The organism is Pseudomonas sp. IT-P2, assembly GCF_949767575.1.
Classification (GTDB): Bacteria; Pseudomonadota; Gammaproteobacteria; order Pseudomonadales; family Pseudomonadaceae; genus Aquipseudomonas; species Aquipseudomonas pharyngis.
Genome location: NZ_CATKQA010000011.1, coordinates 162,929 through 189,303, shown reverse-complemented (window position 1 = coordinate 189,303; position 26,375 = coordinate 162,929). Strand labels below are relative to the sequence as shown.

The following is a 26,375-nucleotide window of genomic DNA, read 5'->3' as shown; positions in this document are numbered from 1 at the left end:
CGATCAACCCTCCACCGGCCAGGCTGGCTGTTGCTGGGTGATGCAGTGCACACCGCCGCCGCCATGGGCCAGGTGATTGATCTGCACCGGCACCACTTCGCGCCCCGGGAATGCCTTGGCCAAGGTTTCTGCCGCGACATGGTCGGCCTCGATGCCGTACGCCGGCATGATGATCGCGCCGTTGGCGATGTAGAAGTTGGTGTACGAGGCGCAGAACACTTCGGCTTCGGTGTCCACGGCATCGGTGGCTTCATACAACTCGATCAGCTCGAATTTGCGGCCCTGAGCGTCGGTGGCCAGCTCCAATGCGCGACGGTTTTCCCGCACCACTTCGGCGTACACCGAGCTGCGATCGTGAGTCGCGTCCACCAGCAACACGCCGGGACGGGCGAAGGCGCAGACGCCATCGACGTGGCCGTCGGTCATGTCGCCGGTGACGTAATCCGGATCGCCCGGCAGCCAGATGGTTTTCTTCACGCCGAGCAGGCGGCTGAAGATCTCCTCCATCTCGGCCTTGCTCACGCCGGGATTGCGGTTGGGGTTGAGCAGCACCGATTCGGTGGTGATCAACGTGCCCTCGCCGTCCACGTGAATCGCGCCGCCCTCGTTACTCAGCGCGGTGCCGAAGCACTCGCCGCCCAAGTGATTGAGCACGCGGCGGGCCAGGCTTTCGTCCAGATCATGGGCCGACTTGCCGCCCCACGCGTTGAAACGCCAGCTCACCCCGGCCAGACCTTGTTCCGAGTGAACCACGAAGCTCGGGCCGGAGTCGCGGCACCAGCTGTCGTTGACCGCCAGCGGAATCAGTTCGATGTTCGGCCCGCACAAGGCTTTGGCACGGGCGATGGCCGAGGGATCGACGACCATTTTCACCGGTTCGAACCGGGCGATGGCGTTGGCGACGCGGGCGAAATCTTCCTGCACCAACGGCAAGGTCACGCCCCAGCCCGACTCCCACAGGGCCTGATTGTGGGGCCAGACCATCCAGGTCGCCGCATGCGTCACCCACTCTGCCGGCATCATCCAACCGCTGTTGTTGTTTTTGTTCTGCTGCATGGTAAAAAGCCCTTTGAGTTAAGCCATTGTGTTCAATGAAAACAGCCTTGGCGGCGTTGACATGCATGCTAATGGCGGCCTGAAGGGCAAACAAACGATGGATTTTGCGGAAAACTGATTAGAGGAACTTATCGATCATGCTGAAACACTGGCCACCCCTCAGCTCGTTGCGCGGCTTCGAAGCCGCCGCAAGGCTGGGCAGTTTTCACAAGGCCGCCGAGGAACTGAGCCTCACGCAATCGGCCATCAGCCAGCAGATCCGCAGCCTTGAGGCGTACCTGGAACAGCCGCTGTTTTTCCGCAGCGGGCGCAGTGTCAGCCTGACCGACGCCGGCCACGATCTGCTCAGCACCACCCAGGCCATGCTGCAGCAACTGTCGGTGGGCATCCGGCGGCTGGGGCAGTACCAGAAACCCAATCAACTGGTGCTCAACACCACGCCGGCGTTTGCCCGGCACTGGTTGCTGCCACGGCTGGGGGATTTCCGCCGTCAGCATCCGAAGGTGGATCTGTGGATTTTCAGCACCGATGAAGTGCCGGACATGGCGACCCAGACCATCGATCTAGCGGTGCGCGACGACATCAGTTCGCAGGCTGAATGCAGCTTCAAGGTGCTGCATGCCGACCGCCTCTACCCCGCGTGTCATCCGAGCTTGTTAAGCGTGCCGAGCGCGCAGCGGACCACGCTGCACGGCGAGCGGGAAATGGACTGGAGCCATTGGGCGGTGGAGTCGGGAATCGATGTCGGCCAGCAGGATCAAGGTTTGAATTTCTCTGATCCCGGCTTGCTGCTGGATGCGGCGTGTTCAGGTCTGGGGATTGCGCTGGTCAGTCAGCTGCTCAGCCGGCAGGCGCAACAAAACGGGCTGTTGCAGCCACTGGTGGAGCAAACCATTCGCGGCCCGAACTGGGCGATGCTGACGCACCGCGACAGCGAGAACGACCCGATGGCGCGATGCTTCAGTCAATGGCTGACAACTCAGCTGGCAGAACCCGATCCGCAGGTTCAGACCGCCGTGAAATGACCTGCGCCGAGCCGGCCTTCCAGTCGACCGAACAGTACGTAATGCTGATAACCGCTGGTGAACGCACCCGTGGAAATCGCATTCCTGACGTCCTGATTCATATGCAGGTATTGCGCTTCGTCGAAGTTCTCGGCACTGACTTCGCCATTGCGCCCAAGCTTGTCGCTCTCGACCGGCGCCCCCATGATAGTGCGCCGCTGGAAATCGATGATCCGGTTGACGGCGTGACTTTCCAGCGGTCCCCGATTGGAGTGTGCCGAGTAGATGTGCAATCCGTTGTTCGCGCAGCGATTGCACATGTCGATGCAGTTCGACTGGGTGGACTTGCGTTCGGTCAGTTGCGCCAGCGGCATGTCCAGGTATTTGCCGACCTGATATTCGGTCTGATTGAAAATCGAACAACACAGGATGGTGTTGCCATTGCAGTCGAGCACCAGCCAGTCATCCTTGAGCGTGCAGGCCTGCTGAGGGTACTGGCGGACCAGATTGACCAGATCGTCGTAGGGTGGCAGCGCGAGTCGCTGCAGGGTCTCGCGATCAGTATCGGTCACCGACGGGTCGCGCTCGATCAGCGCCAGCGTCTTCTCCAGCGGCATCATCACTGAATAGCCGGTCGAGAACTGGAAGCCCAGGCTCTGGCTGAATTCGCGCATCAGCCCTTCTTCTTCCATGTTGTCCAGGTAGCGGTGGTAATAGACCTCGATCCGCGTGTTCAAGCCATGTTGCTGCTTGAGCTCATGCAGTTTGATCATGTTGGCCTTGACGACTTCAATATCGCCGCCCACGTGTCCCTGTTCGTACGTCTGCTGATAAAACCCGGACAGCGAGATACGGAAGAACCATGGATTGGCGAGCATCGCCGTCTCCATGTTTTTCGCCAGATTCAGGTTGGAACTGATACCGCTGCGCAGACCGGCCGCGTTGATGATTTCGACAAACTCGCCGATTCGCGGGTGGATCAACGGCTCGGTCCAGTTATACAGAAAAATCGCCTCGACCCCTTCGCTGCGGGCCTTCTCGACGATCTTCCTGAACATGTCAACTTGCATGGCTTTCTTGAAGTTGACGTTTTCCGAGTTACCCATCGGACACGAAGGGCAGCTCAAATTGCACGCGCCGACAATATCGATGTACATATTCATTGCGAGTGACGCTCCTGGGGTGAATAGCGGTGCATCCAGACTGTCGACTTTTGTGATTGCCATTATTCGCTATTTTTTTGACAGTCCGAGAGCGCCGCCAGCAAGTTCCGCGCCATTGGCATGCGTGGCCATCAATTCCACGATCCAATCGATAAATACCCGCAGCTTTTGGCTGATATGCCGGTTCGGCGGGTACGCAACGTACAGCGGCATCGGTTCAAGCGCCCAACCCTCGAACAGCGCCACCAACTCACCGCGGGCCTCGTGCACCGCCGACATGTAGCGCGGCAGCCAGAGCACACCCAGACCGGCAAGGCCTGCGGCCAGATAGGCGTTGCCATCATCGACTGCCAGAACATGCCGGCCCTTGATCAGCAGGTTCTCCGTGGCATTGCGCAAGGTATAAGGCACTGGCCTGCCAGTGCGCGCCCAAAGGAAACCGACCACCCGATGATGGCTGTCTTCCAGCTCCCGGGGATGCATCGGGGTGCCGGCGCGGGCCAGGTAACTCGGCGCGGCGTACACGCCAAGTTGAAGATCCGCCACCTTCCGGGCCATCAGCGACTGATCCCGCAGCTCGCCGCCACGGATAACGCAATCGACGTTTTCATCGATGATGTCGACGATCCGGTCGCTGACGCCCATGTCGATCTGGATCTCCGGGTAGCGCGCGTAAAACTCGGGCAGCGCCGGCACCAGAATCAGATTGGCCAGGGGGCTGGGTACGTCGACCCGCAAGCGCCCCTTGGGCTGGGCCGCAGCGCCGGGAAGGCTGGTCTCGGCGTCGTCCATGTCCGCCAGCAACTTGATCACCCGCTCGTAATAGGCCGCGCCGTCCGCCGTGGCGTTGACCTTGCGCGTGGTGCGATTGAGCAACTTCACTCGCAGCCGCGCCTCCAGTTGCTGGACGAGCTGGGTCACGGTGGTCTTGCTCATGTGCAACGTCTCGGCGGCTTTGGTGAAACTCCCCGCCTCCACCACCCGGGCGAAGGCTTGCATCGCGTCAAAACGGTCCATACACCACCTCTGTTAGCGGCTCGATTGTTTGGGATTTGCAAACAGTGAACGCCAAGGTTGCGCGTTTATCACGCCGAGGCAAGTCCCTAAAGTTTCTCCATCGCAGGTTTTCAACTCATTGAAGGAGACTCCCCATGACTAACGCCCAGCCAAAACGCGATGTGGTTTTCCCGCCCGGACGCCATGCGCTTTACGAGCGCAACCGTTATTCCCCGGCGGTTCGTTCCAACGGTTTTCTGTTTGTCTCAGGCCAGGTCGGCAGCCTTGAGGACGGCTCAGCGGAACCCGATCTGAAACAACAGGTGCGACTGGCCTTCACCAACCTCAACGCCATTCTCGGCGCGGCCGGTGGCAGCTTCGACGACGTGGTGGACGTGACGGTATTCATGGTCGATCCGCAATCGACCTTTGAAACCATCTGGGAAGTGGTGCCCGAGTTCTGGGGCGAGGCGCCGCATCCGACCATTACGGCGGTCGGCGTGACGTGGCTGTATGGGTTTCAGTTCGAGATCAAGGTGATTGCCAGGTTGCCGGAGGAGACACGGGCGTAGGCTTGCGGCAATTGCTCACAATCCGTGTTCAACGGCTTCACTGAAGCGCTCTTGATGCCGTTTCCGCGATCAATATTCTGTCCTCATGTTGTTTTTTGCCCCGGACAGAAAAGAGCGCAAGCCATGCCCAGCCCGAGAACGCTGTACCAGAAGCACATCGACAGTCACACCGTCTGCACCCTCGACGATCAGGGCCACGTGCTGCTTTACATCGACCGCCAGGTCGCCAACGAATACACCAGCCCGCAAGCCTTCAGCGGCCTGCGCGAGGCCGGGCGCACGGTGTGGCGGCCTGCGGCGACGCTGGCGGTGGTCGATCATGTGAACCCCACCGCACCGAAACGCATCGCGACCATGCCCGACGCCGGGGGCGCGCGGCAGGTGTCGTACTTCGAAGAAAACTGCCGCGATTTCGGCATCGAGCTGTTCGATGTGCTGGACAAGCGCCAGGGCATCGAGCACGTCGTGGCGCCGGAACAAGGCTTCATTTTGCCGGGCATGGTGGTCGCGGCCGGTGACAGCCACACCACCACTTACGGCGCACTGGGCGCCTTCGGTTTCGGCATCGGCACTTCGGAAATCGAACACCTGCTGGCGACGCAGACTTTGGTCTACAAACGCCTGAAAACCCTGCGGGTGACGGTCAACGGTGAGCTGGGCGCAGGTGTTACGTCCAAGGACATCATCATGGCGCTGATCGAGAAGATCGGTGCGTCTGGTGCCACCGGTTACGCCATCGAATTCACCGGCCCGGCCATCAGCGCCCTCAGCGTCGAGGCGCGCATGACTATCTGCAACATGGCCGTCGAGGCCGGCGCCCGGGGTGCGTTCATGGCACCGGACGACAAGGTGTTCGCCTACCTGCAACACAAGCCGCGTGCGCCCAAGGGCAAGGTCTGGGAGCAGGCCGTCGAGCGCTGGAAAACCCTGCACAGCGACGAGGGCGCGGTGTTTGATCGCGAAGTCATCCTCGACGTCGCCGCGCTGGAGCCGATGGTGACCTGGGGCACCAGCCCTGATCAGGCCGCGCCGATCAAAGGGCACGTGCCGGACCCGGCCACCCAGCCCGATCCGATCCTGCGCCAGGGCCTGCAGCGCGCCCTCGACTACATGGGCCTGACACCCGGCATGCCATTGAACGAAGTGACGATCAGCCATGCCTTCATCGGTTCCTGCACCAATGCGCGGATCGAAGATTTGCGCGACGTTGCCCGCGTGGTGCGCGGCAAGCGTGTGGCGGCCCATGTGCGGGCGATGATCGTTCCCGGCTCAACCCTGGTGCGCAATCAAGCCGAGGACGAAGGCCTGGCGCAGATTTTTCTCGACGCCGGTTTCGAGTGGCGGCAATCGGGTTGCTCGATGTGCCTGGCGATGAACGACGACGTGCTGGCGCCGGGTGATCGCTGTGCGTCGAGCACCAATCGCAACTTCGAAGGCCGTCAGGGCGCCGGTGCGCGCACCCACCTGATGAGCCCGGCGATGGTCGCCGCCGCCGCCATCAGCGGCCATTTGACTGACGTGCGCACCGTCGCGCTGGAGGCTTGAACCATGCAACCTTTCGACACCGTCAGCGGCAGTGCCGCGCCGTTTCTTGCGTCCAACATCGACACCGACGTGATCATGCCCAAGCAGTTTCTCAAGGGCATCGATCGTCAGGGGCTGGATCGCGGGCTGTTCTTCGATCTGCGCTTTCTCGCCTCCGGCGAACCCAACCCGGAATTCGTGCTCAACCAGCCGGCCTGGCAGGACGCGGCGTTTCTGGTGACCGGCCCCAACTTCGGCTGCGGCTCCAGCCGCGAGCATGCGGTGTGGGGCTTGAAGCAAGTCGGCATCCGGGCCTTGATCGGCACCACGTTCGCCGGGATTTTCTACGACAACTGCCAGCGCAATGGCGTGCTGGCGATTCAGCTGGGCGACGCGCAGTTCAAGCGCGTGGCCGAGGCGATCAGCGTCCCGGAAACCGCGCGAATCAGCGTGAACCTGGCACAGCAAACCATCGAGCTGGCGGACGGCACGCTGATCGGCTTCGAGATCGATCAGTTGCGCAAACAATCGCTGCTGCTGGGACTGGACGCCATCGGCACCACGCTGCAACGCACCGAGCAGATCCGCGCCTTCGAGACACGGCATCTGGCGGACAATCCCTGGCTGGGTTGATGGCAAAAAAAAACGGGCGGTTCATTGAACCGCCCGTTTTCATTCCACGGACAAATCGCGGAAGTACTCCTCCAGAAACTCCACGCACACCCGCAATTTCGCCGACTCGCTGAGCCGGGTCGGATAGACCGCCCAGACGTTGGCGCTCTGGGTGTAGCCGTCCAGCACCTGCACCAGCCTGCCCTGCTCGAGCATCGGTTTGACGTCCCACATCGAGCGCAACAGAATCCCGCCGCCGCTCAAGGCCCACTCCAGCACAATCTCGCCGCTGTTGGAGGACAACGGGCCATTCACTCGCACCGTTTCTTCCTGGCCGTCCTTGCTCAGGGTCCAGATGCCGAACGCATTGTTACGCTCCTTGAGCACCAGACAATCGTGGTCTTTCAGGTCTTCAAGGGATTGCGGCGTGCCCCGGCGTTCGAGGTATTCCGGCGTGGCGCACAGCACGCGCCGGTTGCTCACCAGTTTGCGCGCCAGATGCTGGCCCGGCAGATCATCGCCGACGAGGATTTCCAGGTCGAAGCCCTCGCCCACCAGATCGACCACCCGGTCGAACACGTCTAGCCGGATGTCGAGTTTCGGGCATGCCCGGGACAACTGGCTGATCGCCGGCGCCACATGATTGCGGCCGAAACCGAAGCTGCTGCAAATGTGCAGCGACCCCGCCGGCTGGTGCCGGGCCTGGGAAATCTCGCCGAGAAACTGATCGAAATCCCCCAGCAGTTTCTCCGCCCAGATCCGCACCCGCTCGCCATCGTCGGTCAGCGCGATGCGCCGGGTGGTGCGGTGCAACAGCTTGGTCGTCAGCGTGGTTTCCAGCACCGAGATGCGCTTGCTGACGTAGGCCGGTGAGAAGCCCAACTCGTCGGCGGCGCTGGCAAAGCTGTTCTTGCGGATGACGGTGAGGAACACCTTGAGGTCTTCGGGCAAGGGAAATTGGTCACGATTCGTGTTCATAGGCCGCATGCTTCCGCTGTTTATCACGCATTTTGCGAAGGATACCATCGAATCACCGCCTCGCCACCCGAGCCCGGTGCACCGTGGTTTCCCGTCAATCCTCGATAAAAACAAACATGAGGACATGCGTCATGAGCGACTCCCTTGAGCAATCCCTGAACGTCGACGGCCCGCGCGCCGGCGGCTTCATCCAGCGCCTGCGCACCTATGAGATCGGCGTGATCCCGCTGCCGATCTTCCTCGGCATCGCCGTGATCGTGTTTCTGTCAGCCCACCTCGGCTTTCTGCCGAAGAACATGATCGGTGGACTGGCCGTGATCATGACCATGGGCGTGTTCTTCGGCCAGATGGGCTCGCGTCTGCCGATCCTGCGGGAAATCGGTGGCGGCGCCATCCTGTGCCTGATGTTGCCATCGGTGCTGGTGTTCTACGGCTTCTTCGGCGCACCGACGATCGACGCCACCAAAATGCTGATGAAGGAAGCCAACTTCCTGTACTTCGTGATCGCCAGCCTGGTGGTCGGCAGCATCCTGGGCATGAGCCGGTTCATTCTGGTCCAGGGCATGATCCGCATGTTCATCCCCTTGCTGGCCGGCACCCTGGCCGCCGTCGCGAGCGGGCTGATTGTCGGCAAGCTTGCCGGCTACAGCGTCTACCACACGTTCTTTTTCATCATCGTGCCGATCATTGGCGGCGGCATCGGCGAAGGCATCCTGCCGCTGTCCATGGCCTATTCGGCGATCCTCGGCGGCACGCCGGACATCTACGTCGCGCAACTGGTCCCGGCGGCCGTGGTCGGCAACATTGCAGCGATCATCTGCGCCGGTTACCTGGCACGACTGGCACTGAAACGCCCGGCCATCAACGGTGAAGGGGCGCTGATCCGGGCGAAAGCCGAAAACGATAAATTCAAGGTCAAGGATGAGTCCGCCACCGCCATCGACCTGCGGGTCATGGGCGCCGGGGTGCTGGTGATCTGCACTTTCTTCGTCCTCGGCGGCTTGCTGGAAAAGGTCGTCGGGATTCCGGGTCCGGTGATAATGATCCTCGCGGCGGTGCTGTTCAAATACGTGCGCGTGCTGCCGGAGAAGCTGGAAAAAGGCGCGCAGTCTTTCTACAAACTGGTTTCCGCCGCCTTCATCTGGCCGGTGATGATTGGCCTGGGCATGCTGTATGTGCCGCTCGACAGCGTGGTGAAGGTGTTTTCGATCGGCTATGTGCTGGTGTGCCTCAGCGTGGTGGTGTCGATGACCGTCGCCGGTTTTTTCATTGGCAACCTGATGAAGATGTACCCCATCGAATCGGCCATCGTGACCTGCTGCCACAGCGGTCTGGGCGGCACCGGCGACGTCGCGATCCTGTCGGCGTCGAACCGGATGTCACTGATGCCCTTTGCCCAGATCTCCACCCGGATCGGCGGCGCTTCGACGGTGATTCTGGCGACGCTGTTGCTGGGTTTTGTCGCCTGAACAAATATCGGCTTGTTGCCGGTGAGCTACCGGCGGTTCATCAACCCGGCTCCGCAGTTTTCCGCACGGTTGCCGCTAAAAAACTCGAACTCGCGCCAGAGCGCTGCATCCAACGTTTAAGCCAACGGAGGTCAGTGCCATGAACAACGACAGCAAAGCCCCAGCCACGGATACGTCCGGCAAACCGGTCGATGTGGTGAAACGCGATCTTGAGGACCCGGACGACAAGACCCGCGGCGTGGATGAGGTCATCACGCCCTCGTCGACCCGCACCAAGGAGCAGGACGCTGAGGAGTTGCAACGCAAGGTCGACGAAATCGAACGCAAGGTTGCAGACGGCAACTGATCGGTTCATCGAGGCAGGTCTTTGCCAGGTTTTCGGGCTACAGCGGTCGCGCCGGTTTTCTTGGCAATCGCTGAAAAGCCCGAAAAACCTGGGCGACAATACCGTCCGGGAAATAAGTAGCTGTTTTCCCTGAAATTTATTGGTTTCAGGGGTTCACAGATCGCAAGAGCGCTGGTAAAGTGCCGCCCACTGTTGCAGAGGTCCTCCCGGGACTGAAACCAATAGCTTCAGGGGCGTCGCCAAGCGGTAAGGCAGCAGGTTTTGATCCTGCCATGCGTTGGTTCGAATCCAGCCGCCCCTGCCATTTTCTTCCTCGTTTCACCCTCCTCCGTTTTATCTCTGCCTCAACGGCAAATCACTTCTTTGAATTCAACGTAATCGCCGAACGCACCAGCGTTTTCAGAGCTTTTGCATCGATCTTGTCGTCTTCGTGAATATCAATCGCCCGCCGGGTATTGCCCTCCAGGCTGGCGTTGAACAGTCCTGACGGATCCTCCAGCGCCGCGCCTTTGGCGAAGGTCATTTTCACCACGGCCTTGTAGGTTTCCCCGGTGCAGATGATGCCGTTGTGTGACCAGACCGGAACGCCGCGCCACTTCCACTCTTCGACGACCTCCGGGTCCGCTTCATGAATGATCGCGCGGATCTCGGCCAGCTTCTGGCCGCGCCAGTCGTTCAGTTCCTTGATTCTTGCGTCGATCAGCACAGAGGGATTCTCGGTCGCCGCGCCGCTGCTGCCCTTCTTCATATCCTTGTACTCCCGAAAACCTTTTCCGCTATCCAGCGTAGCGCCGACTGCGCCAAACGCCGGGCAAAAAAAGCCCCGCAAGGTGCGGGGCAAAGGAATTGGTTGGTTGCGGCCAACCAAAGGAGCATCGTCAAAAGCGTTAACCGTCAGGCGTTACAGGCACTCCTGGGCAGCCCGTTCAAAACTCGACGGCATGAAACTCGACGCCAGCAAGTGGCGCTCATACAAAAACACCTTGCCGCCGTCCTGCGCCTTGTAGGCTTCCAGAACGTTGTCCGCCGCCACCTTGCTTGGCACCACGATCCGGTAGCTGCGCTGGGTCTGCGACACGGTCGGATTCAGCGCACTGCCCTGCAGTTTCGGCACCACGCATTCGGCGTACTGGGCGGGCGTCTTGTGCGTCTGCAAGGTCAGCGTCGGATCGTTCGGCGCAGAGGCGCAAGCGGTCAGCAGCAAAATGGCAGAAGCCATGGCAGGGATAAAAAAGGTACGCATGGATAAAATCCTGAAAATAAACGGTTCGGTTCTTCGGCAACGTTCAGTGTCACGGGCACTGCCGTTGCCGTTTTTGATTTGGGTGTTCAGCCTGCACTCACCAGGGCTTTGAGCGAGTCATCGAACTGCTTCAAGGCACTCAGTTGCAGATCGCGTTGCTGTTCGATCCCTGCAGCGATTTCGGGCGCCGCCTTGTTGTGTACCCACACCGACGGCAGTTGCTTCTCCACCGCGCCCTCGGCCTTGCCGATGTATTGCAGGTTGGCGTCGTAGAAGCGTGCGGCGAACCGCGCTTCGACCTGGCTGTTGCGTTGGGTCAGCAGACGGTTGTGGGTGTCGAGCATCACCACCACGTCCGGATGGGCCTGTACCAGCGCATCAAGGTTTTCGTAGACGGTCACCGAGAGAAACTGTTGTTGCAGCGAACTCATCAGCCAGTCGATGGCCAGTTCCGGGTCGGAGCTGTCGACGAAGGCGTCACGGATCCGCGCATCGAGCGCATCCTTGGCACCGTTCACCGCCACATCGTGGTAACGCTCGAGGTATTGCAGGTTGTCCAGTGTGTTTTCGCTGTACAGCACACCGACGGTTTGCGAGTGCTGCAGCGCGGCGCTGCTGGCGGCGACGGGCAGAAAATGGCACGACTTGGCGTCGTCTGCGTAAGCCGGGGCTACGGTAGCGGCCACCCCGCCCATCAGCAGGGCGACTACAGCCAGTCGGTTCAAAGTCTTCATCGCGCAATTCCTTCAGCGGCGTGTTCGATGGAGGCGATTTTCCGCCCATCGGCACCAAAGCAGAACTTGCGTTTCTTGATGGTCACTATTACTTGAACCGATAGTTGCGCGGCGTGCAGACTGCGGCACACTCAATCACAACGAAAACAGATGAGGATTACCCGTGCGAACCTTTGATCTGATCCGCGATGCCGTCGTGCCCGAATTCCGCGACCGCGTGGCGGAATACCTTGTCGAATACGAAACGGTCCTGGGCCAGAACGTTGCCGATTCCGAATCAGTGCGGGCCGTCGCCTATCAGCTGCGCGGCTATTTACGCGGCCTGAACACCACGCGCGTTTTGGGCATGGCAGATTGGGAAGAACTGGATCGACGCGTGCTGAACACCTGGCTAGCGCCCGCTTGATGACACGCTAGACTCTTCAGGCTGCGCCCGCAGCGCCAGACCTGGAGGTGTCCCATGAGCAATAACACCGAACCCACGACATTCACCGGCTGGGCCGCCACCTCGGCCGGCGCGCCGCTGGAGCGCTTCAGTTACGACCCTGGCCCGCTGGGGGATGAGGAAGTCGAAGTCGCCGTGGAATATTGCGGCGTCTGCCACTCCGACCAGTCACTGATCGACAACGACTGGGGCATCAGCCAATACCCGTTCATTCCCGGCCATGAAGTGGTCGGCCGCATCGTGCGCACAGGCCCGCAGGTACGTGGTCTGGAGGTCGGTCAGCGCGTGGGGATCGGCTGGTACAAGGGCAGTTGCATGCATTGCTCGTCCTGCATCGGCGGTTCCCATCACCTTTGTGCCACCGCCAAACCGACGATCATCGGCAGCCATGGCGGTTTCGCCGATCGACTGCGCACTCACTGGGCCTGGGCGCTGAAGCTTCCGGACAACCTCGACCCGGCCCTCGCCGGCCCGCTGTTCTGCGCCGGCTCCACGGTCTTCAATCCGCTGGTGGAATTCGACATCAAGCCGACCGACCGGGTCGGCGTGGTGGGTATCGGTGGCCTCGGCCATTTGGCGCTGCGTTTTCTCAATGCCTGGGGATGCGACGTTACCGCGTTCACCTCTTCCCTGAGCAAACAGGACGAAGCCAAGCGCCTCGGCGCCCACAAGGTCGTCGCCTCCACCGACAGCGAAGCGCTGAAAGCGATGGCCGGCACCCTCGACTTTCTGCTGATCACCGCCAACGCCAACCTCGACTGGACGGCCATGCTCGCCACCCTGCGCGGCAAGGGCCGGCTGCACTTCGTCGGCATCGTGCCCGACGCGATTCCGGTACACGTGTTCAACCTCATTCCTCAACAGAAATCCCTGTCAGCCTCCCCGGTCGGCTCGCCCGCCACGGCAACGACCATGCTGGAATTCTGCGCGCGGCATCAGATCCTGCCGCAGGTAGAGGAATTTCCGATGAGCAAGGTCAATGAGGCTGTTGATCATCTGCGCAGCGGCAAGGCGCGGTACCGGATTGTGTTGAACGCCAGCAAATGAAGGATTGGCGCGCCGGTTGCATCGGCGCGCCAATCATTTCATATAGAACCCAATTGAATTAATAAATAAACAATCAGTATTTATCGTTATAAAAATCTCGGCGTACTCTCACCTCATCCCGTCATTGAACACAGTGAAGTGCGCCATGAAACCGACTGACAACCTGATCGACTTCGCCGTCTACCGCAAACGCCGCCACGCCCAGCAACAGGCCCGGCTGATGTGGGAAATGTATGCGCGCAATGCCGGTTATCAGGCTTACCAGTGGGTGCAGGCCGCTCGTTCCGGCGAGACGCGTCAAGCGTGAACGCGCGTGAACCCTCGCGCTTTCTGGCGAGCGCCGATGAACCTGTGCTGGACCTGAACAACCTTGATTCCCTGGAAGAAGACCCGATCTGTGAACGTGTCGCGCAGAACCTGCAACGTCTGCGCGGCAAGCGGCACCTGTCGCTCGATGCCCTCGCCCGCCAGTGCGGCGTGAGTCGGGCGATGCTGGCGCAGATCGAATCCGGGCGCAGCGTGCCGTCGATCAAGGTGCTGTGCAAAATCGCCAAGGGTTTGAAGGTGTCGGTGGCGGCGTTTCTCGAACATCGCGCGTTCGAAGGCGTGGCCGTGTTGTCGGCGAGCCAGAGCAAGCGGCTGGTCAGCGCCAGCGGTGCCTTTGTCAGCCGCGCGCTATTTCCCTTTGATGTGGCGCGCCAGTCGGAATTCTACGAACTGCGCCTGAGCCCGCTGGGCGAGGATCAATCCGAGGGCCACGGCCCGGGCGTGCAGGAAAACCTGGTGGTGGCTCAGGGCGTGCTGGAGATCAGCGTCAACGACGAGCGTTATCTGCTGTCGACAGGCGACTCGATCCTGTTTTACGCCGACCAGCCCCACCGCTACCGCAACCCCGCCGACAGTGAAGCGGTGGCGTATCTGGTGGTGACCTACCCCGAACGCCTGGACTGACAAACAGACAGACATGAAAAAGCCCGACCGGGAATTCCCCGGTCGGGCTTTTTCATGCACTGGCGGAAATCAGCAGGTGCAGCACATCATCGGCATGCCGTTGCAGCTCATCATCATCGGCATGCTGCAGTCGTTCATCATTTTCATCATCAGGGCGCAGCAGTTTTTCATCATGTCCATGTTCATGCCCGGCATCGGCATGATTTTGCACATCATGCAGTCGGCCATCATGGTGCATTCCATCACGCACTTCATCGATGGCATCGGCATGCCCATCATCGGCATCGGCATCATCATGTTCATCATCGGCATGGCCATGGCCGCCGGGGACATGCACATCATGCTCATGTTGCCGCAATGCATCATCATCGGCATGCCGCAGTCCATCATCATCTGCATCATTTGCGCGCTGTTCTTGAACATGGCCATGTCCATGCCAGCGGCCGGCATCATCTTGCACATCATGCCGTCGTCCATCATGTCGCAGCTCATGGTCGCCATCATCATCGGCATGCCCGTCATCGGCATCATCGGCATGTTGGCGTTCATCGGCATTTGCATCTGCATGGCGTTCATCATGGTGTAGCTCCCTGAGGATTAAGAACTGGATGAGAAGTTGATGGAGCCGATTCTAAGGATTGAAAAATCCGCAACAAGCTGTCCATCGAGCAGCAAAAACTGCTGTTCAAACGCTTCAAGTGCAGCGTTCCGTGCGACTTGAACCGTTGCAGCAGCAGAGTAGACGCCATGACAGATCCGGCAAATGCGGGAGCAGGTTTTTGAATGCAATAGATATGCGATCCAACGCCAAGCAAATAACTTAAAGAAATAATCGTTCTAACCAGCGGGCATTATTTTCACTGTGTTTGCTTATTCCATTAGTTCAGTAGCGATCCATTTTTTAATCTTTTATTGCTATTAACCGTCCCCTCTATAATTCGGGACAGTTCTTAACAATAAGGAAGTTCCATGCCGCAACGTTTAGTACTGGCAGCACTGTTCCTGGCGGTCGCCGGGTGTGCCAGCCCTCCTCCGGTTTCCGTGCATACCAAAGATCCCGCCAGTTCGACCCTGCAGGGCGATGCCACGCGGCCGGCGCAGGCGCAGTGGGTGCGCACCGAGTTGTATTTCTCGGTGGGGCCGTTGGAAGGCAAGGAAGGTGTGGTGAGCCCGGCGCGCTGGCGCGAGTTTCTCGATCAGGAAGTGACGACGCGGTTCCCGGACGGGTTCAGCGTGTTCGATGCGTATGGGCAGTGGAAAGACCATGACGCGAAAGTACCCGAGCGGCTGGCGACCAAGGTGATTGTGATCCTGCACGAAAGCAGCGCGAAACGTGAGAGTGACATTGAGGCGATTCGTTTGGCTTACAAGCGGATTACCGGGGATTTGTCGGTGCTGCGGTTATCTCAGCCGGCGGCGGTGTCCTTCTGATCTACGCTCCGTTGCAGAGTCTGCCGAGGTGTCGACACCAGGCGGCTCAACCCGGCCAGCAACAACCCGCCAACCACCAAAACCCCAATCCCCAGTAACGCCCCCAACCCCACCACTGTCACGCTGGAATACAACATGTAAACGCACAAGCCAGAAAACAGCAGCGGCAAAACCGGATAAAACGGCACCCTGACCGGCCGGGGGATCTCGGGGAAACGCCGCCGCAGAATGATCAACGCCAGACTGCTCAGACTCAGAAACAACCAATACACCGGCGTCAGATACTCAACCATGGTGTTGAAACCGCTCTGGGTAAAACTGCCAAACAGCACCAGCAACAACGCCACCGCCCCCTCCGCCAGCAACGCCTTGCGCGGCACGCCGTCGCGTTCGTCCCATTCGCCGAAACGGCGCAGTTGCGGCACATCACGGGCGGCGGCGTAGGTGGTGCGGGCGCCGACCATCAAGGTCGAGTTGATGGTGGCGATGGCCGCGATGCCGACCATCAACAGAATCAGCAATACGCCCGGAGCACCGAAGGCGCGGTTCAACAGTTCCACCGCCGGCGCGTTGCTCGCGGCCAGACCTTCGAATCCCAGCCCTTGGACAAACGCCCAGTTCAGCGCCAGATAGATCGCCATCAGCACCGTCAGCGCACCGAGCATGGCAATGAAAATGCCGCGTCGACCGTCGCGCACTTCGGCCGACAACGTCGCCGCATCACTCCAGCCGCCGAAGGCCAGAAACACGAAGATCATCGCCGCAGAAAACCCTGCCGCGCCAGTGTGTTCGGGCACCACCGGATCGCTGGGCAGCGCGGGTTCGATCCCTTGCCACGCCAGCCAGACCCCGGCGCTGGCAATGCTCAGGAACCCGAGAGCAAGCAGCCCGACCAACACAGTCTGAGTCATGAAACCAATGTGCTTGCCCGTCAGATTCAACAGCACCAACGCGGCAATGATCGCACCGGCAAACACTCCCGATCCGTAATGCCCCAACGGCACGACCGCATTGAAGTAGTCGGCAAACATGAACGCCGACAACGCGATCCACCCGGTGTGCATCACCGAGAATCGCGACCAGGCAAACAGGAAACCCATGCGCTCGCCGTAAGCGGTGCGCAGGAAATGATAGTCACCGCCCGGATGCGGAAACGCGGTGGCCATCTCGGCAAAGCACAAGGCCCCGGCCATCGACGCCAGTGCGCCGAGCACCCAGACCCAATAGAAATGTTCCGGCCCGACGTTCAAGGCAACGGTCGGCGCGGTTTTGAGAATATCGGTGGTGATGACCATGCCCAGCGTGATCAGCAATGCCTGGAACACCGGCAGGTGCCGCTTGGGGCCATTGGTTTGAGTCATGAAGGTTCCCGCTGATGATCCGCCATCCATGGCGGAAAAGACTCAGAAGCCGTAAGTCGCGGTGGCGTAGTAATAAGCGCCGTTGGTGCCGATCGGCGACAGCACGTCGTACGGCAGGTTGCCGCCGTAGTTGATGGCCGAGCCGGAGCGTTCCGGGTAGTTGTCGGTCAGGTTGTTGCCACCCAGGGCGATGCTGAATTTCGGGGTGAATTTGTAGGTCACCTCGGCGTCCAGTTGCCATACCGCGCCGTAGGTTTGCTCAGGCTGCGAGTCGCCGAAATCGAACACCCGAGTGGTTTCGCCCTGACGGGTCAGACGCCCGAGCAGGCCCCAGTGTTCGCTGGTCCAGTTGGCGGAAAACACGAAGCGATCCTTGGGCGCGGCGTCGGTCAGGGTGTTGCGTTCTTCGACCCCGACCAGCGCGTCGTTGCCGATCCCTAAGGCGGTCAGTTGCGACGGCGTGCCCTTGGTGCTGGTGACCTTGGTGTGGTTGTAGGTGTACGCGGTGGTCAGGCCCAGTTGCCCGTCGTAGAACGGCTGATGGTAGTTGAGCACCAGTTCGGCGCCGTCGGTGCTGGTGTCAGCGGCGTTGGTGAAGAAGTTGACGTCGTGCACGCCTGCCACGCCGAAGTTGTCATTGATGTAGCTTTCCAGCGCGTCGCTGCCGATTCGCTGGGACAGGGTGATGCGGTCCTTGACGTCGATACGGAACACGTCGAGCGACGCATCGAAGCGTTCGTTCAACTGGAACGTCAGGCCGAGGCTGAAGTTCTTCGAGGTTTCCGGATCGAGTTTTTCCGCGCCCAGGGCACGGGCAATCGGATCGTTGACCGACAGCACGCGGATATCGGTGAGCGTGCCGCCGTCGCCGAAGTTGCTGGTGGTGTTCTGGAAGCCGCTCTGGGCCAGCGACGGCGCGCGGAAGTTATTCGACACCGCACCGCGCAACGCCCATTGATCGGTCAGCTTGTAGCGACCGCTGAGCTTGCCGGTGAGTTTGCTGCCGGCGTCGTCGTAATGTTCCCAGCGCGTGGCGGCATCAACAAAGAAGCGGTCGGTGAGATCACCGGACAATTCGGCGTAGGTGCCGAACACGTTGCGGTCAAGATCCGACTCTTCACTCGGGCGCAGGCCGTTGGCGCCATCGGCCCCGGAACCGATGTAAGAGGCTTCATCTCCAGCAAAGGTCAGGTAGTTTTCGTAGCGATATTCACCGCCCACCGCCAGCACGAACGAGCGGCCGCCGAGGCGCAATTCGCGGCTGAAATCCAGGTTGGTGGTGGTCTGGCGCAACTCATAGTCACCAGTGTCGAAGCGGGTCGGCGAGTCCGCGCCGAGGCTGACGTTGAGGGTGCGACGGGTTGCCGATTCGAAGCGGTTGCGCCCGTGGGTGACGCTGCTGTCGAAATCCCAGTCGTCGCCGATCAGGCCCTTGTAACCGGCGGTGGCGGAGATGTCGGTGTTGTCACCCAACGATTGCGGCAAGTAGCCGTTGGGGTAGAACTGCGGCTGCTCGGACGGATAGCGATAGAACTCAGCGCCGGTGGTGTGGCGTTCGTTGTAGGTGCCGAAGCTGTAGGCCTTGCCGCCGGCCAACGGCAATTCGCCGTTGAACCAGGCGTTGACGTCCCGCGCCACACCGTCGCCCATCACATAGTTGCGCTGGCCCGGGGTGTCGGCGAAGCCGTCGTAGCCGGCGCGGTTGGTCGGGTTGCGATCCTTGTACTCGGTGCCGCCGCGAATGAAGCCGCCCTCCTCGCCCAGCCGTGTGCCGATCTTGGCGGTGGTCACGCTGTTCTGGCCGTCGGTGGTGGTTTTGCCGATCGCGTCCTGATGGGTGTGGTAGGCGCCGTAGCTGGTGGAGACTTCGCCGCCTTCGGGGGCGTCGTCGAGGATGATGTTGATCACCCCGGCAATCGCATCGGAGCCGTACTGCGCACCGGCGCCGTCGCGCAGCACTTCGATGCGTTTGATCGCGCTGATCGGGATCGAGTTGAAGTCCACCGGCGCCGTGCCGCGACCGATTTTCGACGAGTCGTTGACCACCGCCGAGGTGTGCCGGCGCTTGCCGTTGACCAGCACCAGCACCTGATCCGGGCTCATCCCACGCAGCTGCGCGGCACGCACATGGTCGGCGCCGCCGGAGTTGGACTGGCGCGGAAAACTGAACGACGGCAACAGCGTCTGCAACGCCTGGCCCAGCTCGCCGCCACTGGCGCCGGCGGTCTTCAGGTCCTCGGCGGTCAGCACATCCACCGGCACCGGCGAATCCAGCACCGTGCGAGCGGTGCCCCGGGTCCCGGTGACCAGCACGGTGCCCAGCCGGGTGTCATCGTCGACGCTCGCAGAAGTATCTTCAGCTTGTGCAGGAAGTTGCCAGATTGCACTGACAACAGCGATGGCGAGTAATGAACGCGAACGGTGAATCATGCGACAGCTCCTTGAATCGCAGTTAATAACCGGCCGCTGCCGAATCATGAAGTGTCGGCAATCAGCGCACGGCAATTTCTGCTGTAGTTTTGATATTCAGAAAGGCAGCCAAGTGTGTTGAACAACTATCGGCTGTTAGAGCGCAAGAACCCCAAAGTTAGTAGAACCCCCTGTTTACCGATCCTAGACGAGCGGTCGCACGCCGCAAAAGAACCAATAACGCTTAGGTTATGCCCGACGAACGGAGTGTTGCCTGAGCAACACTTGTGTTTGCGCAACAACATGAACACCCAACTAACGAACAACTAATCACGCACAAAAACGCACTCCACGTTGTTGTAGAGAGCGTTATTAATCTGTGTGTTTTTTTCGGAGCGAAGTTAGAGGCCGTCAGTCGAAGTCCTTTTCCCGCCAGGCATCTTCGGCAATGTCCAGCGCATCACCACTGAAACGCTGTTCAATGAACGGATCGGCATGCAAGTGAAAGCCGTTGCGCTCCCAGAAGCCCGGTTGTTCCTGATCGGTGAATTCGAGCCCGCGCAGCCATTTCGCGCTCTTCCAGAAGTACCGCCCCGCCACCACCAGACGCAGTGGCCAACCGTGTTGCGCGGTCAGCGGCTGACCGTCGTAATGGGTGGCCAGCAGGCTGTGCGGATGCAGCAGGTCTTCGAGATGCAGGTTGGTCTGGTAACCGTGATCGGCGTGGGCCATGACGAAGGACGATGTCGGCCGAATGTCCAGGGCCTGCAACAGGTCTTGCAGGTGCACGCCGCTCCAGCGGGTGTCGAACTTCGACCAGCGTGTCACGCAATGAATGTCGCATTGCAACGAGCGTTGCGGCAGCGCTTGCAGATCGGCGTAGGTCAGCTCGACCGGGTTGGCCAAAGTGCCGAACAGGCGCAGCGACCACTTCGCCAGGTCATACGCCGGCACCTCGCCTTCGTGCAGGATCGGGAAACGCTCCGTCAGCACCTGCCCCGGTGGCAGCCGTTCGCCCAACGCCACATCGGCTTTCGGCGAACGGCTCTTGCGCAGACGCGCAGCCTTGTCGTGCATGTCGGCTCCTCAGTTCGCCACGGGAATCCACGGCGACCGCGCGACGTTGGCGGTGTCACCGAAGGCCGGCAGTTTCTGCCCAAGGTCGCGCACATTTTTCACGTCCAGATCCAGCAGTTGCTGACGGGTAATGAGAGTCGGCGGCACCAGCACCTTGTGCCCCGGATTTTCCCCGGCAATCAGCATCGCCAGACTGCGCACGCTGATCGCCCCGGCCACTTGCGGATTGACCGCAGCGGTGGCGGCCCAGGCGCTGTCCGGTTCTTTCATGATCTGGATGTCGGCAGTGGAAATATCGGCGCTGTAGATCTTCACCTTGCGGCTCAGACCGGCCTCATCGACGGCGATCTTCGCGCCTTTGGCAAACTCATCGAACGGCGCAAAAATCACGCTGATCCCCGGATTGGCTCGCAACACGGCGCTGGCCTGATCCGCCACCGAGTTGGCAATCGGCGGATTGAGCGTGCCGAAGCGCGCCTTCTCGATGATCCCCGGATTGCTCGCCTTGACCTGGCTCCAGATTTCGTCGCGGCGCTCCATCGGCGTGAAGCCGCTGATGTAGACATACCCGGCGTCGAAGCGGGTGCCGTTGTCCTTGAGCGCTTGATCGAGTGCCAGCCGCGCCAGTGCGTGGTGATCCTGCTCGACCTGAGTCACTTGCGGCGTGTTCAGGTCGACGTCGAATGCGACGACCTTGATGCCTTTGGCCAGCGCCCGCTCAATCGGCCCTTTGAGGGTTTCCGCCAGCCCCAGTTGCACGATGATCCCGTCGACACCGAGATCGGCGGCCTGATCGATCATCTCGCCCTGACTGGCTGCCTGCTGCCGCGCGTCGAACACCCGCAGGTTGGCGCCCAGCGCTTCGGTCTGTTTCTCCACCCCGCGCAGATAGGCTTCAGGGAAATCCCCGGAGAACAGATAGCCCACCAGCGCGATCTGTACCTGACCTTTATCGAACGGCGCCGGTGCGCCGGGCAAGGCCTTGGCCTGCGCATTGAAGGCCAGTGCCGAGAGCAACGCCCCGGCGAGGCAATGACGTGCGAACTGCTTGATTGAACCGTGCATGGATCTTTCCTTGAAGCATCAATGAACCGGCTCAGCGCGCCCGATGCGCGAGGCCGAAGGTGAACATCAGGGCCAGCACCAGCACCAGTCCCTTGACGAAATCCTGCGCGTAATACGGCGCGTTGAGCATGGTCAGGCCGTTGAGCAACGAAGCCACCAGCAACGCGCCCACCAGGGTGCCGAACGCGTTGGGCTTCTTCGCCCCGAGCACGGCAAAACCGATCAGCGCAGCGCCCAGTGCATCGAGCACCAGACCGTTGCCGGAGCTGACATCACCGCGCCCCAACCGCGCCGCCAACAACAATCCGCCCAGCGATGCCAACAACGCCGAGAGCACATAAGCCAGCAACTTGAAGCGCTGCACCGGCGCACCGGCCAGACGCGCCGCCTGCTCGTTGCCGCCAATCGCATAGAACAACCGGCCGATGCGCGTGCGTTCGAGAAACAGCCACACCGCCACCGCGACCACCGCCGTGATCAACACCGGAATCGGCACGATGTCCCACAGCCGTCCGCGACCCAGCGCCAGAAACACCGCACTGAACGAACCCTCGGCTTCGTCGCCATTGGGCAGGGTCATGCCCACCGCAATCGAACGACCACCCGTGGGAATCAGTTGCACGCCGATCACCAGGAACATGCTGCCGAGCGTGGCGAGAATGTCCGGCACGCGCATCTTCACGATCAGCCAGCCGTTGAGCAGCCCGACCAGTGCGCCACCGGCCAGGCTGATCAGCACCGCCGGCACCGCACCCCAGCCGAGCACCACCATCACGTAACTGGCGATCATCAGGCTCATGGCCGCCACCGCGCCGATCGACAGATCCAGCCCGCCCACGGCCATGGTCAGCGTCACGCCCAAGGCCAGCAGCGCGACAATCGACACCGACTGCAGAATGCTGAACAGGTTGCCAACGCGCAGGAACGCCGGTTCCGCCACACTGAAAAACACCACGATCAACGCCAGCACCCACAGCAGGCCGTAGCGGATCAGCGCTTGCACGAAGCGCTCGGACGCCGCTGGGGCGGATGACAACAGGGAACTCGAATCAGGCACTCGCTCTACTCCTTGGCGCGGCGTGAACAATAGAATTTTGCGGATCGTTGCCGGCCAGCGCGGCGACCAGGGTGGCGCGATCCAGCCCGGCACGCGGGTACTCGGCCTCCACCGCGTGATCGCGCACCAGCAGAATCCGGTCGGCGATCTCCAGCGCTTCATCGACGTCCGAGCAGATCACCAGCGTGGCGCGGCCAGCGGCGCTGTCGCGCAACAACTGGCCGATCTCGCGCCGGGCACGCACATCGACGCCCTGAAACGGCTCGTCGAGAATCAACACTCTGCCCTCGCCAAGCAACCAGCGGCCGAGCACGACTTTTTGCTGATTGCCGCCGGACAACGCACTCATCGGCACATCGATGCCGGCGGTCTTGATTCCCAGCGCTGCGACTTGCGCCTCCACCGCCGCCGCTTCGGCACGGTTGCGGATGAAACCGCCACGGGTGAAGCGTTCGAGGAACGGCAAGGTCAGGGTTCGGCGCAATGAAAAGTCCGCCACCAGCGATTGGCTCGCGCGATCCTCGGCGGCGAAGAACACGCCACTCTGGATCGCCTGGCGGGGCGAGCCCGGTTGCCACTCGATGCCGTCCAGTTGCAGAGAGCCGGACAATGTTTTGCGCAGCCCGAACAGCACTTCGGCGATCTCGCTTTTGCCGGCGCCGAGCAATCCGGTCAGCACCACCACTTCGTTTCCGTGCAAGGACAAATCAAAGGCACGGGTGCGCGGCAGGACTTTCACGTCGCGCAGTTTCAGCACTTCGCGCCCCGCCGCTCGCGGTGTGTAGACGTGAGCCTCCAGCGCCTGCCCGAGCATCGCTTCCAGTGCCTCTGGCAATTGCCGGGCACTGAACTCACCGGCCAGTTGCCCGTCGCGCAACACCACGGCGCGATCGGCCACTCGTTGCAGATCGGACAGCCGATGGGAGATGTACAGAATCGCCACACCACGACTGCGCAAGGTGTCGATCAGCCCGAACAGGCGCTGCGCTTCGGCATCCGACAGGGCCGCTGTCGGCTCGTCGAGAATCAGCAGGCGCGGTTGCAGGGCAAAGGCGCGGGCCAGCACCACCAGTTGCCGCTCGGCCTGGCCGAGGTGTTCGATCGGTTGCTCCAGCGGCAGCACCAGACCGAGCCCCGCAGCGATACTCGCGGCGCGTTCCAGCAGGCGTTTGCGGTTGAGCCAGAAGTCAGCGTCGGGGCGGCACAGTTCATCGAGCAGCAGGTTTTCCGCCACGCTCAATCCGGGCGCGATGCCCTCGTTGATCTGCTGATGAACCGCGACGATGCCGAAGCGGCGCGCCGACAGCGGCGAACTGAAATGCCGGGGTTGGCCATCGATCCGGATCTCGCCGCCATCGTGGGCCTGACTGCCGGCGAGGATCTTTACCAGCGTCGACTTGCCCGCACCGTTGGCACCGAGCAGCGCCACCACTTCAGCGGGAAAAATATCCAGGCTGACCCGGTCCAGCGCCCGGTTCGAGCCAAAGGTCTTGCTCAGTTCACGTACACGAATCAGTGGCTCGGAGACCACGGCGACAGGCGCACTCATAAAATTCCTTAACGTCGATGAGCCAGTGAACGCACCAGTCGATCGCCCAGGCTTTGCACACCCTGGACGAGGATGACCAACACCACGACGGTGGCGACCATCACTTCATTGTTGAATCGTTGATAGCCGTAGCGGATCGCCAGATCGCCAAGTCCACCGCCCCCAATCACCCCGGCCATGGAAGAAAAACCGATCAGCATCACCAGCGTCAGGGTGATGCCCGCCAGCAAGGCCGGCAGCGCTTCGGGCAACAGCACTTTGAAAATCACGTGGCGGATGTCACCGCCCATGGCGAGGATCGCTTCGATCCGGCCCTTTTCGACTTCGTCCAAAGCGTTCTCGACGATCCGCGCGAAAAACGGAAAGGCACCGATGGTGATCGGCACCACGGCGGCAGTGCTGCCCAACGTAGTGCCGACCACCAGCCGGGTCAGCGGGATCAGGGCAATCAGCATCACCACGAACGGCAGCGAACGACCGAGGTTGATCACCGCGCCCAAGGCCTGATTGAGCCTTGGCAACGGATAAAGACCCTGACGGCGACTGATGAACAGCAACACCCCCAGCGGCAAGCCGATCAGCAAGGTGAACATCCCGGCGAGCAGCACCATGTACAGGGTTTCGCCGGTAGCGTTGAGCACCAGTTGCAGGATTTCATTCCAGTCGATCACGCGGTTCATGAGTGGGCCGCCCGTACGCCGTATTGCCGCAGAAAGCTCAAACCGGGCGCGTCATGCCCCAGCGGCAAGCCGCAACTGGGCCGCAGTGAGGCGCCGAGGGCGGACTGCGGATCGGCCAGCAATCGAGCGACTGGCCCCGCCTCCACCAGTTTCCCGTTGGCCATGGACGCGGCGTGATCGCAGATCGACTTGACCACATCCAGCTCGTGGGTGATCAGGACGATGGTCAAACCGAGCTGGCGGTTGATGTCGCGCAACAGCTCCAGAATCGACGCGGTGGTTTCCGGGTCGAGGGCGCTGGTGGCTTCGTCCGACAGCAGATACGCCGGCCGCGCCGCCAAGGCCCGGGCGATCCCGACCCGCTGCTTCTGCCCGCCGGACAGTTGCGACGGAAAGGCTTCAGCCTTGTCGCCCAGGCCCACCAGATCCAGCAGTTCCCGAACCCGTTCATAACGCTGTGGCTTGGCAACCTTGGCGATTTCCAGCGGCACCGCGACGTTGTCGAACACGTTGCGCGAATGCAGCAGGTTGAAGCCCTGAAAGATCATGCCGATGCGCTGACGCTGGCGGCGCAACTCACGGTCGGACAGCGCCGTGAGGTCTTCGCCGTCCAGCAGAATCCGCCCGGCATCCGGGCGTTCGAGCAGATTGAGGCAACGCAGCAACGTTGATTTACCCGCGCCGCTGCGCCCGAGAATCCCGTAGATCGCGCCATCGGGAATGCTCAGCGACACCTGATCCAGCGCCGGGCTCGACGCTGACGGATAGGTCTTGCTCAACTGCTCGACGACGATCATGGCTTGGCATCCGCCACCGGGATCACCGAGCCCTTGAAGTTCTCGGCGATGTACTTGGCGACTTGCGGCGAGGTCAGGTCCTTGGCCAGTTGCTGAATGCGCGGATCGTTTTCCAGTTTCGGCGTGGTCACCAGAATATTGGCGTACGGGTTGTGCTCGGCCTTCTCCAGCCCCAGAGCATCCCTGGCCGGCACCAGCCCGGCTTCCAGCGCGTAGTTGCCGTTGATCACCGCCAGGTCGACGTCGTCCAGTGCGCGGGGCAGTTGCGGCGATTCGATTTCGAGGATCTTCAGCTGTTTCGGATTTTCGGCGATGTCCTTCGGTGTCGCCTGATCGGCCGCCGGGTCATTGAAACCGGGCTTGAGTTTGATCAGGCCATTGTCCTGCAACAGATACAGCGCGCGGCTCAGGTTGGTGACATTGTTGGGCACGGCGACCGTACCTTTGTCCGGCACCTGGGCGAAGGTTTTGTGGCGATGGGAATAGATGCCCAGCGGTTCGATGTGCACCGTGGCGGCCACCGCGAGTTTTTCGCCGAGAGCCTTTTCCTGGGATTGCAGGTACGGCAGATGCTGGAAGTAGTTGGCGTCCACATCGCCGTGCACCAGCAACTCGTTGGAGTTCACGCCCTGCGGGATTTCGATCACCTTGAGGTTGAGCTGCGGATCGAGTTTCTGGATGTACGCCAGAATCTGCGCGTGGGGCACCGGGTCGGCGGCAACCCGCAATGGCTCCAGCGCTCGAGCGCTGAACGAAGTCACCAGCGCGCCGAGGACGGCCAGGGTCAAGCCTGCTTTTTTCAACATGGG

Annotated in this window: 28 protein-coding genes and 1 tRNA gene; 12 read left to right on the top strand and 17 right to left on the bottom strand. The window is 61.2% G+C overall.

From position 1 onward, the window contains the following. Positions 1-3: 3 nt before the first annotated feature. Positions 4-1,056: an agmatine deiminase family protein gene (locus ACM6JM_RS07655; protein ID WP_414881595.1), complete on the bottom strand. Its 1,053-nt coding sequence runs from the start codon at positions 1,054-1,056 to the stop codon at positions 4-6. A 137-nt stretch (positions 1,057-1,193) separates the two neighbouring features. Here ACM6JM_RS07655 and ACM6JM_RS07650 point away from each other — a divergent pair, with 137 nt between their 5' ends. Then, a complete protein-coding gene (locus ACM6JM_RS07650; RefSeq protein ID WP_039773090.1) occupies positions 1,194-2,081 on the top strand; it encodes a LysR substrate-binding domain-containing protein in 888 nt (295 codons plus the stop codon). Here the strand turns inward: ACM6JM_RS07650 and ACM6JM_RS07645 are convergent. Next, a complete protein-coding gene (locus ACM6JM_RS07645; RefSeq protein ID WP_074690795.1) occupies positions 2,063-3,223 on the bottom strand; it encodes a radical SAM protein in 1,161 nt (386 codons plus the stop codon). The two genes, ACM6JM_RS07650 and ACM6JM_RS07645, sit on opposite strands and share 19 nt — an antisense overlap. Positions 3,224-3,292: 69 nt before the next feature. After that, positions 3,293-4,240, bottom strand: coding sequence for a LysR family transcriptional regulator (locus tag ACM6JM_RS07640; protein ID WP_039773086.1), 948 nt, complete (start codon positions 4,238-4,240; stop codon positions 3,293-3,295). 134 nt (positions 4,241-4,374) lie between these two features. On the opposite strand from ACM6JM_RS07640, the gene ACM6JM_RS07635 reads away from it, so the two are divergent. The 3 genes from ACM6JM_RS07635 to leuD all read left to right on the top strand — a co-directional run bounded on the left by ACM6JM_RS07635 (position 4,375) and on the right by leuD (position 6,948). Further along, positions 4,375-4,791 carry a RidA family protein gene (locus tag ACM6JM_RS07635; protein WP_103387375.1) on the top strand — a complete coding sequence of 139 codons (417 nt, stop codon included), beginning with the start codon at positions 4,375-4,377 and terminating at the stop codon, positions 4,789-4,791. A 123-nt stretch (positions 4,792-4,914) separates the two neighbouring features. Further along, positions 4,915-6,336, top strand: coding sequence for a 3-isopropylmalate dehydratase large subunit (gene leuC, locus ACM6JM_RS07630; protein WP_414881594.1), 1,422 nt, complete (start codon positions 4,915-4,917; stop codon positions 6,334-6,336). Positions 6,337-6,339: 3 nt separating this feature from the next. Continuing rightward, the gene (leuD, locus tag ACM6JM_RS07625; protein WP_285414062.1) at positions 6,340-6,948 is read left to right on the top strand and encodes a 3-isopropylmalate dehydratase small subunit; all 609 of its coding nucleotides are present in this window, start codon (positions 6,340-6,342) and stop codon (positions 6,946-6,948) included. A 39-nt stretch (positions 6,949-6,987) separates the two neighbouring features. Here the strand turns inward: leuD and ACM6JM_RS07620 are convergent, their stop codons facing one another. Next, on the bottom strand, positions 6,988-7,905 hold the full coding sequence (locus tag ACM6JM_RS07620) for a LysR substrate-binding domain-containing protein (RefSeq protein WP_414881593.1): 918 nt from the start codon (positions 7,903-7,905) through the stop codon (positions 6,988-6,990). A 131-nt stretch (positions 7,906-8,036) separates the two neighbouring features. Here ACM6JM_RS07620 and ACM6JM_RS07615 point away from each other — a divergent pair, with 131 nt between their 5' ends. The 3 genes from ACM6JM_RS07615 (at position 8,037) to ACM6JM_RS07605 (ending at position 10,024) form a co-directional block, all read left to right on the top strand. After that, positions 8,037-9,374: a 2-hydroxycarboxylate transporter family protein gene (locus ACM6JM_RS07615; RefSeq protein WP_414881592.1), complete on the top strand. Its 1,338-nt coding sequence runs from the start codon at positions 8,037-8,039 to the stop codon at positions 9,372-9,374. Between the two features lie 139 nt (positions 9,375-9,513). Continuing rightward, a complete protein-coding gene (locus ACM6JM_RS07610) occupies positions 9,514-9,720 on the top strand; it encodes a hypothetical protein (protein ID WP_039773079.1) in 207 nt (68 codons plus the stop codon). A gap of 229 nt (positions 9,721-9,949) precedes the next feature. Beyond that, a tRNA-Gln gene (locus tag ACM6JM_RS07605) sits at positions 9,950-10,024 on the top strand. 51 nt (positions 10,025-10,075) lie between these two features. Here the strand turns inward: ACM6JM_RS07605 and ACM6JM_RS07600 are convergent. The 3 genes from ACM6JM_RS07600 to ACM6JM_RS07590 all read right to left on the bottom strand — a co-directional run bounded on the left by ACM6JM_RS07600 (position 10,076) and on the right by ACM6JM_RS07590 (position 11,697). Next, positions 10,076-10,468, bottom strand: coding sequence for a DUF1801 domain-containing protein (locus tag ACM6JM_RS07600; RefSeq protein ID WP_103387378.1), 393 nt, complete (start codon positions 10,466-10,468; stop codon positions 10,076-10,078). 153 nt (positions 10,469-10,621) lie between these two features. Then, positions 10,622-10,963 (bottom strand): hypothetical protein, encoded by a 342-nt coding sequence (locus ACM6JM_RS07595; protein ID WP_414881591.1) that lies wholly within the window; start codon positions 10,961-10,963, stop codon positions 10,622-10,624. Positions 10,964-11,049: 86 nt separating this feature from the next. Further along, complete coding sequence (locus ACM6JM_RS07590; protein ID WP_236191262.1) at positions 11,050-11,697, bottom strand: ATPase; 648 nt, start codon at positions 11,695-11,697, stop codon at positions 11,050-11,052. Positions 11,698-11,860: 163 nt separating this feature from the next. Between ACM6JM_RS07590 and ACM6JM_RS07585 the strand changes: the two genes are divergently transcribed. The 4 genes from ACM6JM_RS07585 to ACM6JM_RS07570 all read left to right on the top strand — a co-directional run bounded on the left by ACM6JM_RS07585 (position 11,861) and on the right by ACM6JM_RS07570 (position 14,140). Further along, a complete protein-coding gene (locus ACM6JM_RS07585; protein ID WP_414881590.1) occupies positions 11,861-12,103 on the top strand; it encodes a hypothetical protein in 243 nt (80 codons plus the stop codon). A 54-nt stretch (positions 12,104-12,157) separates the two neighbouring features. After that, a complete protein-coding gene (gene ahr / locus ACM6JM_RS07580) occupies positions 12,158-13,189 on the top strand; it encodes an NADPH-dependent aldehyde reductase Ahr (RefSeq protein WP_414881589.1) in 1,032 nt (343 codons plus the stop codon). Positions 13,190-13,334: 145 nt separating this feature from the next. Then, a complete protein-coding gene (locus tag ACM6JM_RS07575; RefSeq protein WP_166673434.1) occupies positions 13,335-13,496 on the top strand; it encodes a hypothetical protein in 162 nt (53 codons plus the stop codon). Positions 13,497-13,549: 53 nt separating this feature from the next. After that, positions 13,550-14,140 carry a helix-turn-helix domain-containing protein gene (locus tag ACM6JM_RS07570; RefSeq protein WP_162130482.1) on the top strand — a complete coding sequence of 197 codons (591 nt, stop codon included), beginning with the start codon at positions 13,550-13,552 and terminating at the stop codon, positions 14,138-14,140. Between the two features lie 69 nt (positions 14,141-14,209). On the opposite strand, the gene ACM6JM_RS07565 is transcribed toward ACM6JM_RS07570, so the two are convergent. Next, entirely contained in the window at positions 14,210-14,719 is a 510-nt protein-coding gene (locus ACM6JM_RS07565) for a hypothetical protein (RefSeq protein WP_074690788.1), read from the bottom strand. A gap of 390 nt (positions 14,720-15,109) precedes the next feature. Between ACM6JM_RS07565 and ACM6JM_RS07560 the strand changes: the two genes are divergently transcribed. Then, the gene (locus ACM6JM_RS07560) at positions 15,110-15,571 is read left to right on the top strand and encodes a DUF3574 domain-containing protein (RefSeq protein WP_414881588.1); all 462 of its coding nucleotides are present in this window, start codon (positions 15,110-15,112) and stop codon (positions 15,569-15,571) included. Here ACM6JM_RS07560 and ACM6JM_RS07555 read toward each other — a convergent pair. The 9 genes from ACM6JM_RS07555 to ACM6JM_RS07515 all read right to left on the bottom strand — a co-directional run bounded on the left by ACM6JM_RS07555 (position 15,547) and on the right by ACM6JM_RS07515 (position 26,372). Beyond that, positions 15,547-16,932, bottom strand: coding sequence for an APC family permease (locus ACM6JM_RS07555; protein WP_414881587.1), 1,386 nt, complete (start codon positions 16,930-16,932; stop codon positions 15,547-15,549). The two genes, ACM6JM_RS07560 and ACM6JM_RS07555, sit on opposite strands and share 25 nt — an antisense overlap. 42 nt (positions 16,933-16,974) lie before the next feature. Further along, complete coding sequence (locus ACM6JM_RS07550; protein WP_414881586.1) at positions 16,975-19,362, bottom strand: TonB-dependent receptor plug domain-containing protein; 2,388 nt, start codon at positions 19,360-19,362, stop codon at positions 16,975-16,977. Positions 19,363-19,752: 390 nt separating this feature from the next. After that, positions 19,753-20,418: a sulfite oxidase-like oxidoreductase gene (locus tag ACM6JM_RS07545; protein WP_103386228.1), complete on the bottom strand. Its 666-nt coding sequence runs from the start codon at positions 20,416-20,418 to the stop codon at positions 19,753-19,755. Positions 20,419-20,427: 9 nt separating this feature from the next. Continuing rightward, positions 20,428-21,483, bottom strand: coding sequence for a substrate-binding domain-containing protein (locus ACM6JM_RS07540; RefSeq protein ID WP_074690784.1), 1,056 nt, complete (start codon positions 21,481-21,483; stop codon positions 20,428-20,430). A 31-nt stretch (positions 21,484-21,514) separates the two neighbouring features. Further along, positions 21,515-22,540, bottom strand: coding sequence for an ABC transporter permease (locus tag ACM6JM_RS07535; protein WP_074690783.1), 1,026 nt, complete (start codon positions 22,538-22,540; stop codon positions 21,515-21,517). Beyond that, the gene (locus tag ACM6JM_RS07530; protein ID WP_414881585.1) at positions 22,533-24,089 is read right to left on the bottom strand and encodes a sugar ABC transporter ATP-binding protein; all 1,557 of its coding nucleotides are present in this window, start codon (positions 24,087-24,089) and stop codon (positions 22,533-22,535) included. The genes ACM6JM_RS07535 and ACM6JM_RS07530 overlap by 8 nt, the downstream gene beginning before the upstream one ends. An 8-nt stretch (positions 24,090-24,097) precedes the next feature. After that, complete coding sequence (locus tag ACM6JM_RS07525; RefSeq protein ID WP_414881584.1) at positions 24,098-24,769, bottom strand: methionine ABC transporter permease; 672 nt, start codon at positions 24,767-24,769, stop codon at positions 24,098-24,100. Then, positions 24,766-25,566: a methionine ABC transporter ATP-binding protein gene (locus ACM6JM_RS07520; protein WP_074690780.1), complete on the bottom strand. Its 801-nt coding sequence runs from the start codon at positions 25,564-25,566 to the stop codon at positions 24,766-24,768. The genes ACM6JM_RS07525 and ACM6JM_RS07520 overlap by 4 nt, the downstream gene beginning before the upstream one ends. Then, on the bottom strand, positions 25,563-26,372 hold the full coding sequence (locus ACM6JM_RS07515) for a MetQ/NlpA family ABC transporter substrate-binding protein (protein WP_074690779.1): 810 nt from the start codon (positions 26,370-26,372) through the stop codon (positions 25,563-25,565). The genes ACM6JM_RS07520 and ACM6JM_RS07515 overlap by 4 nt, the downstream gene beginning before the upstream one ends. Positions 26,373-26,375: the final 3 nt, after the last annotated feature.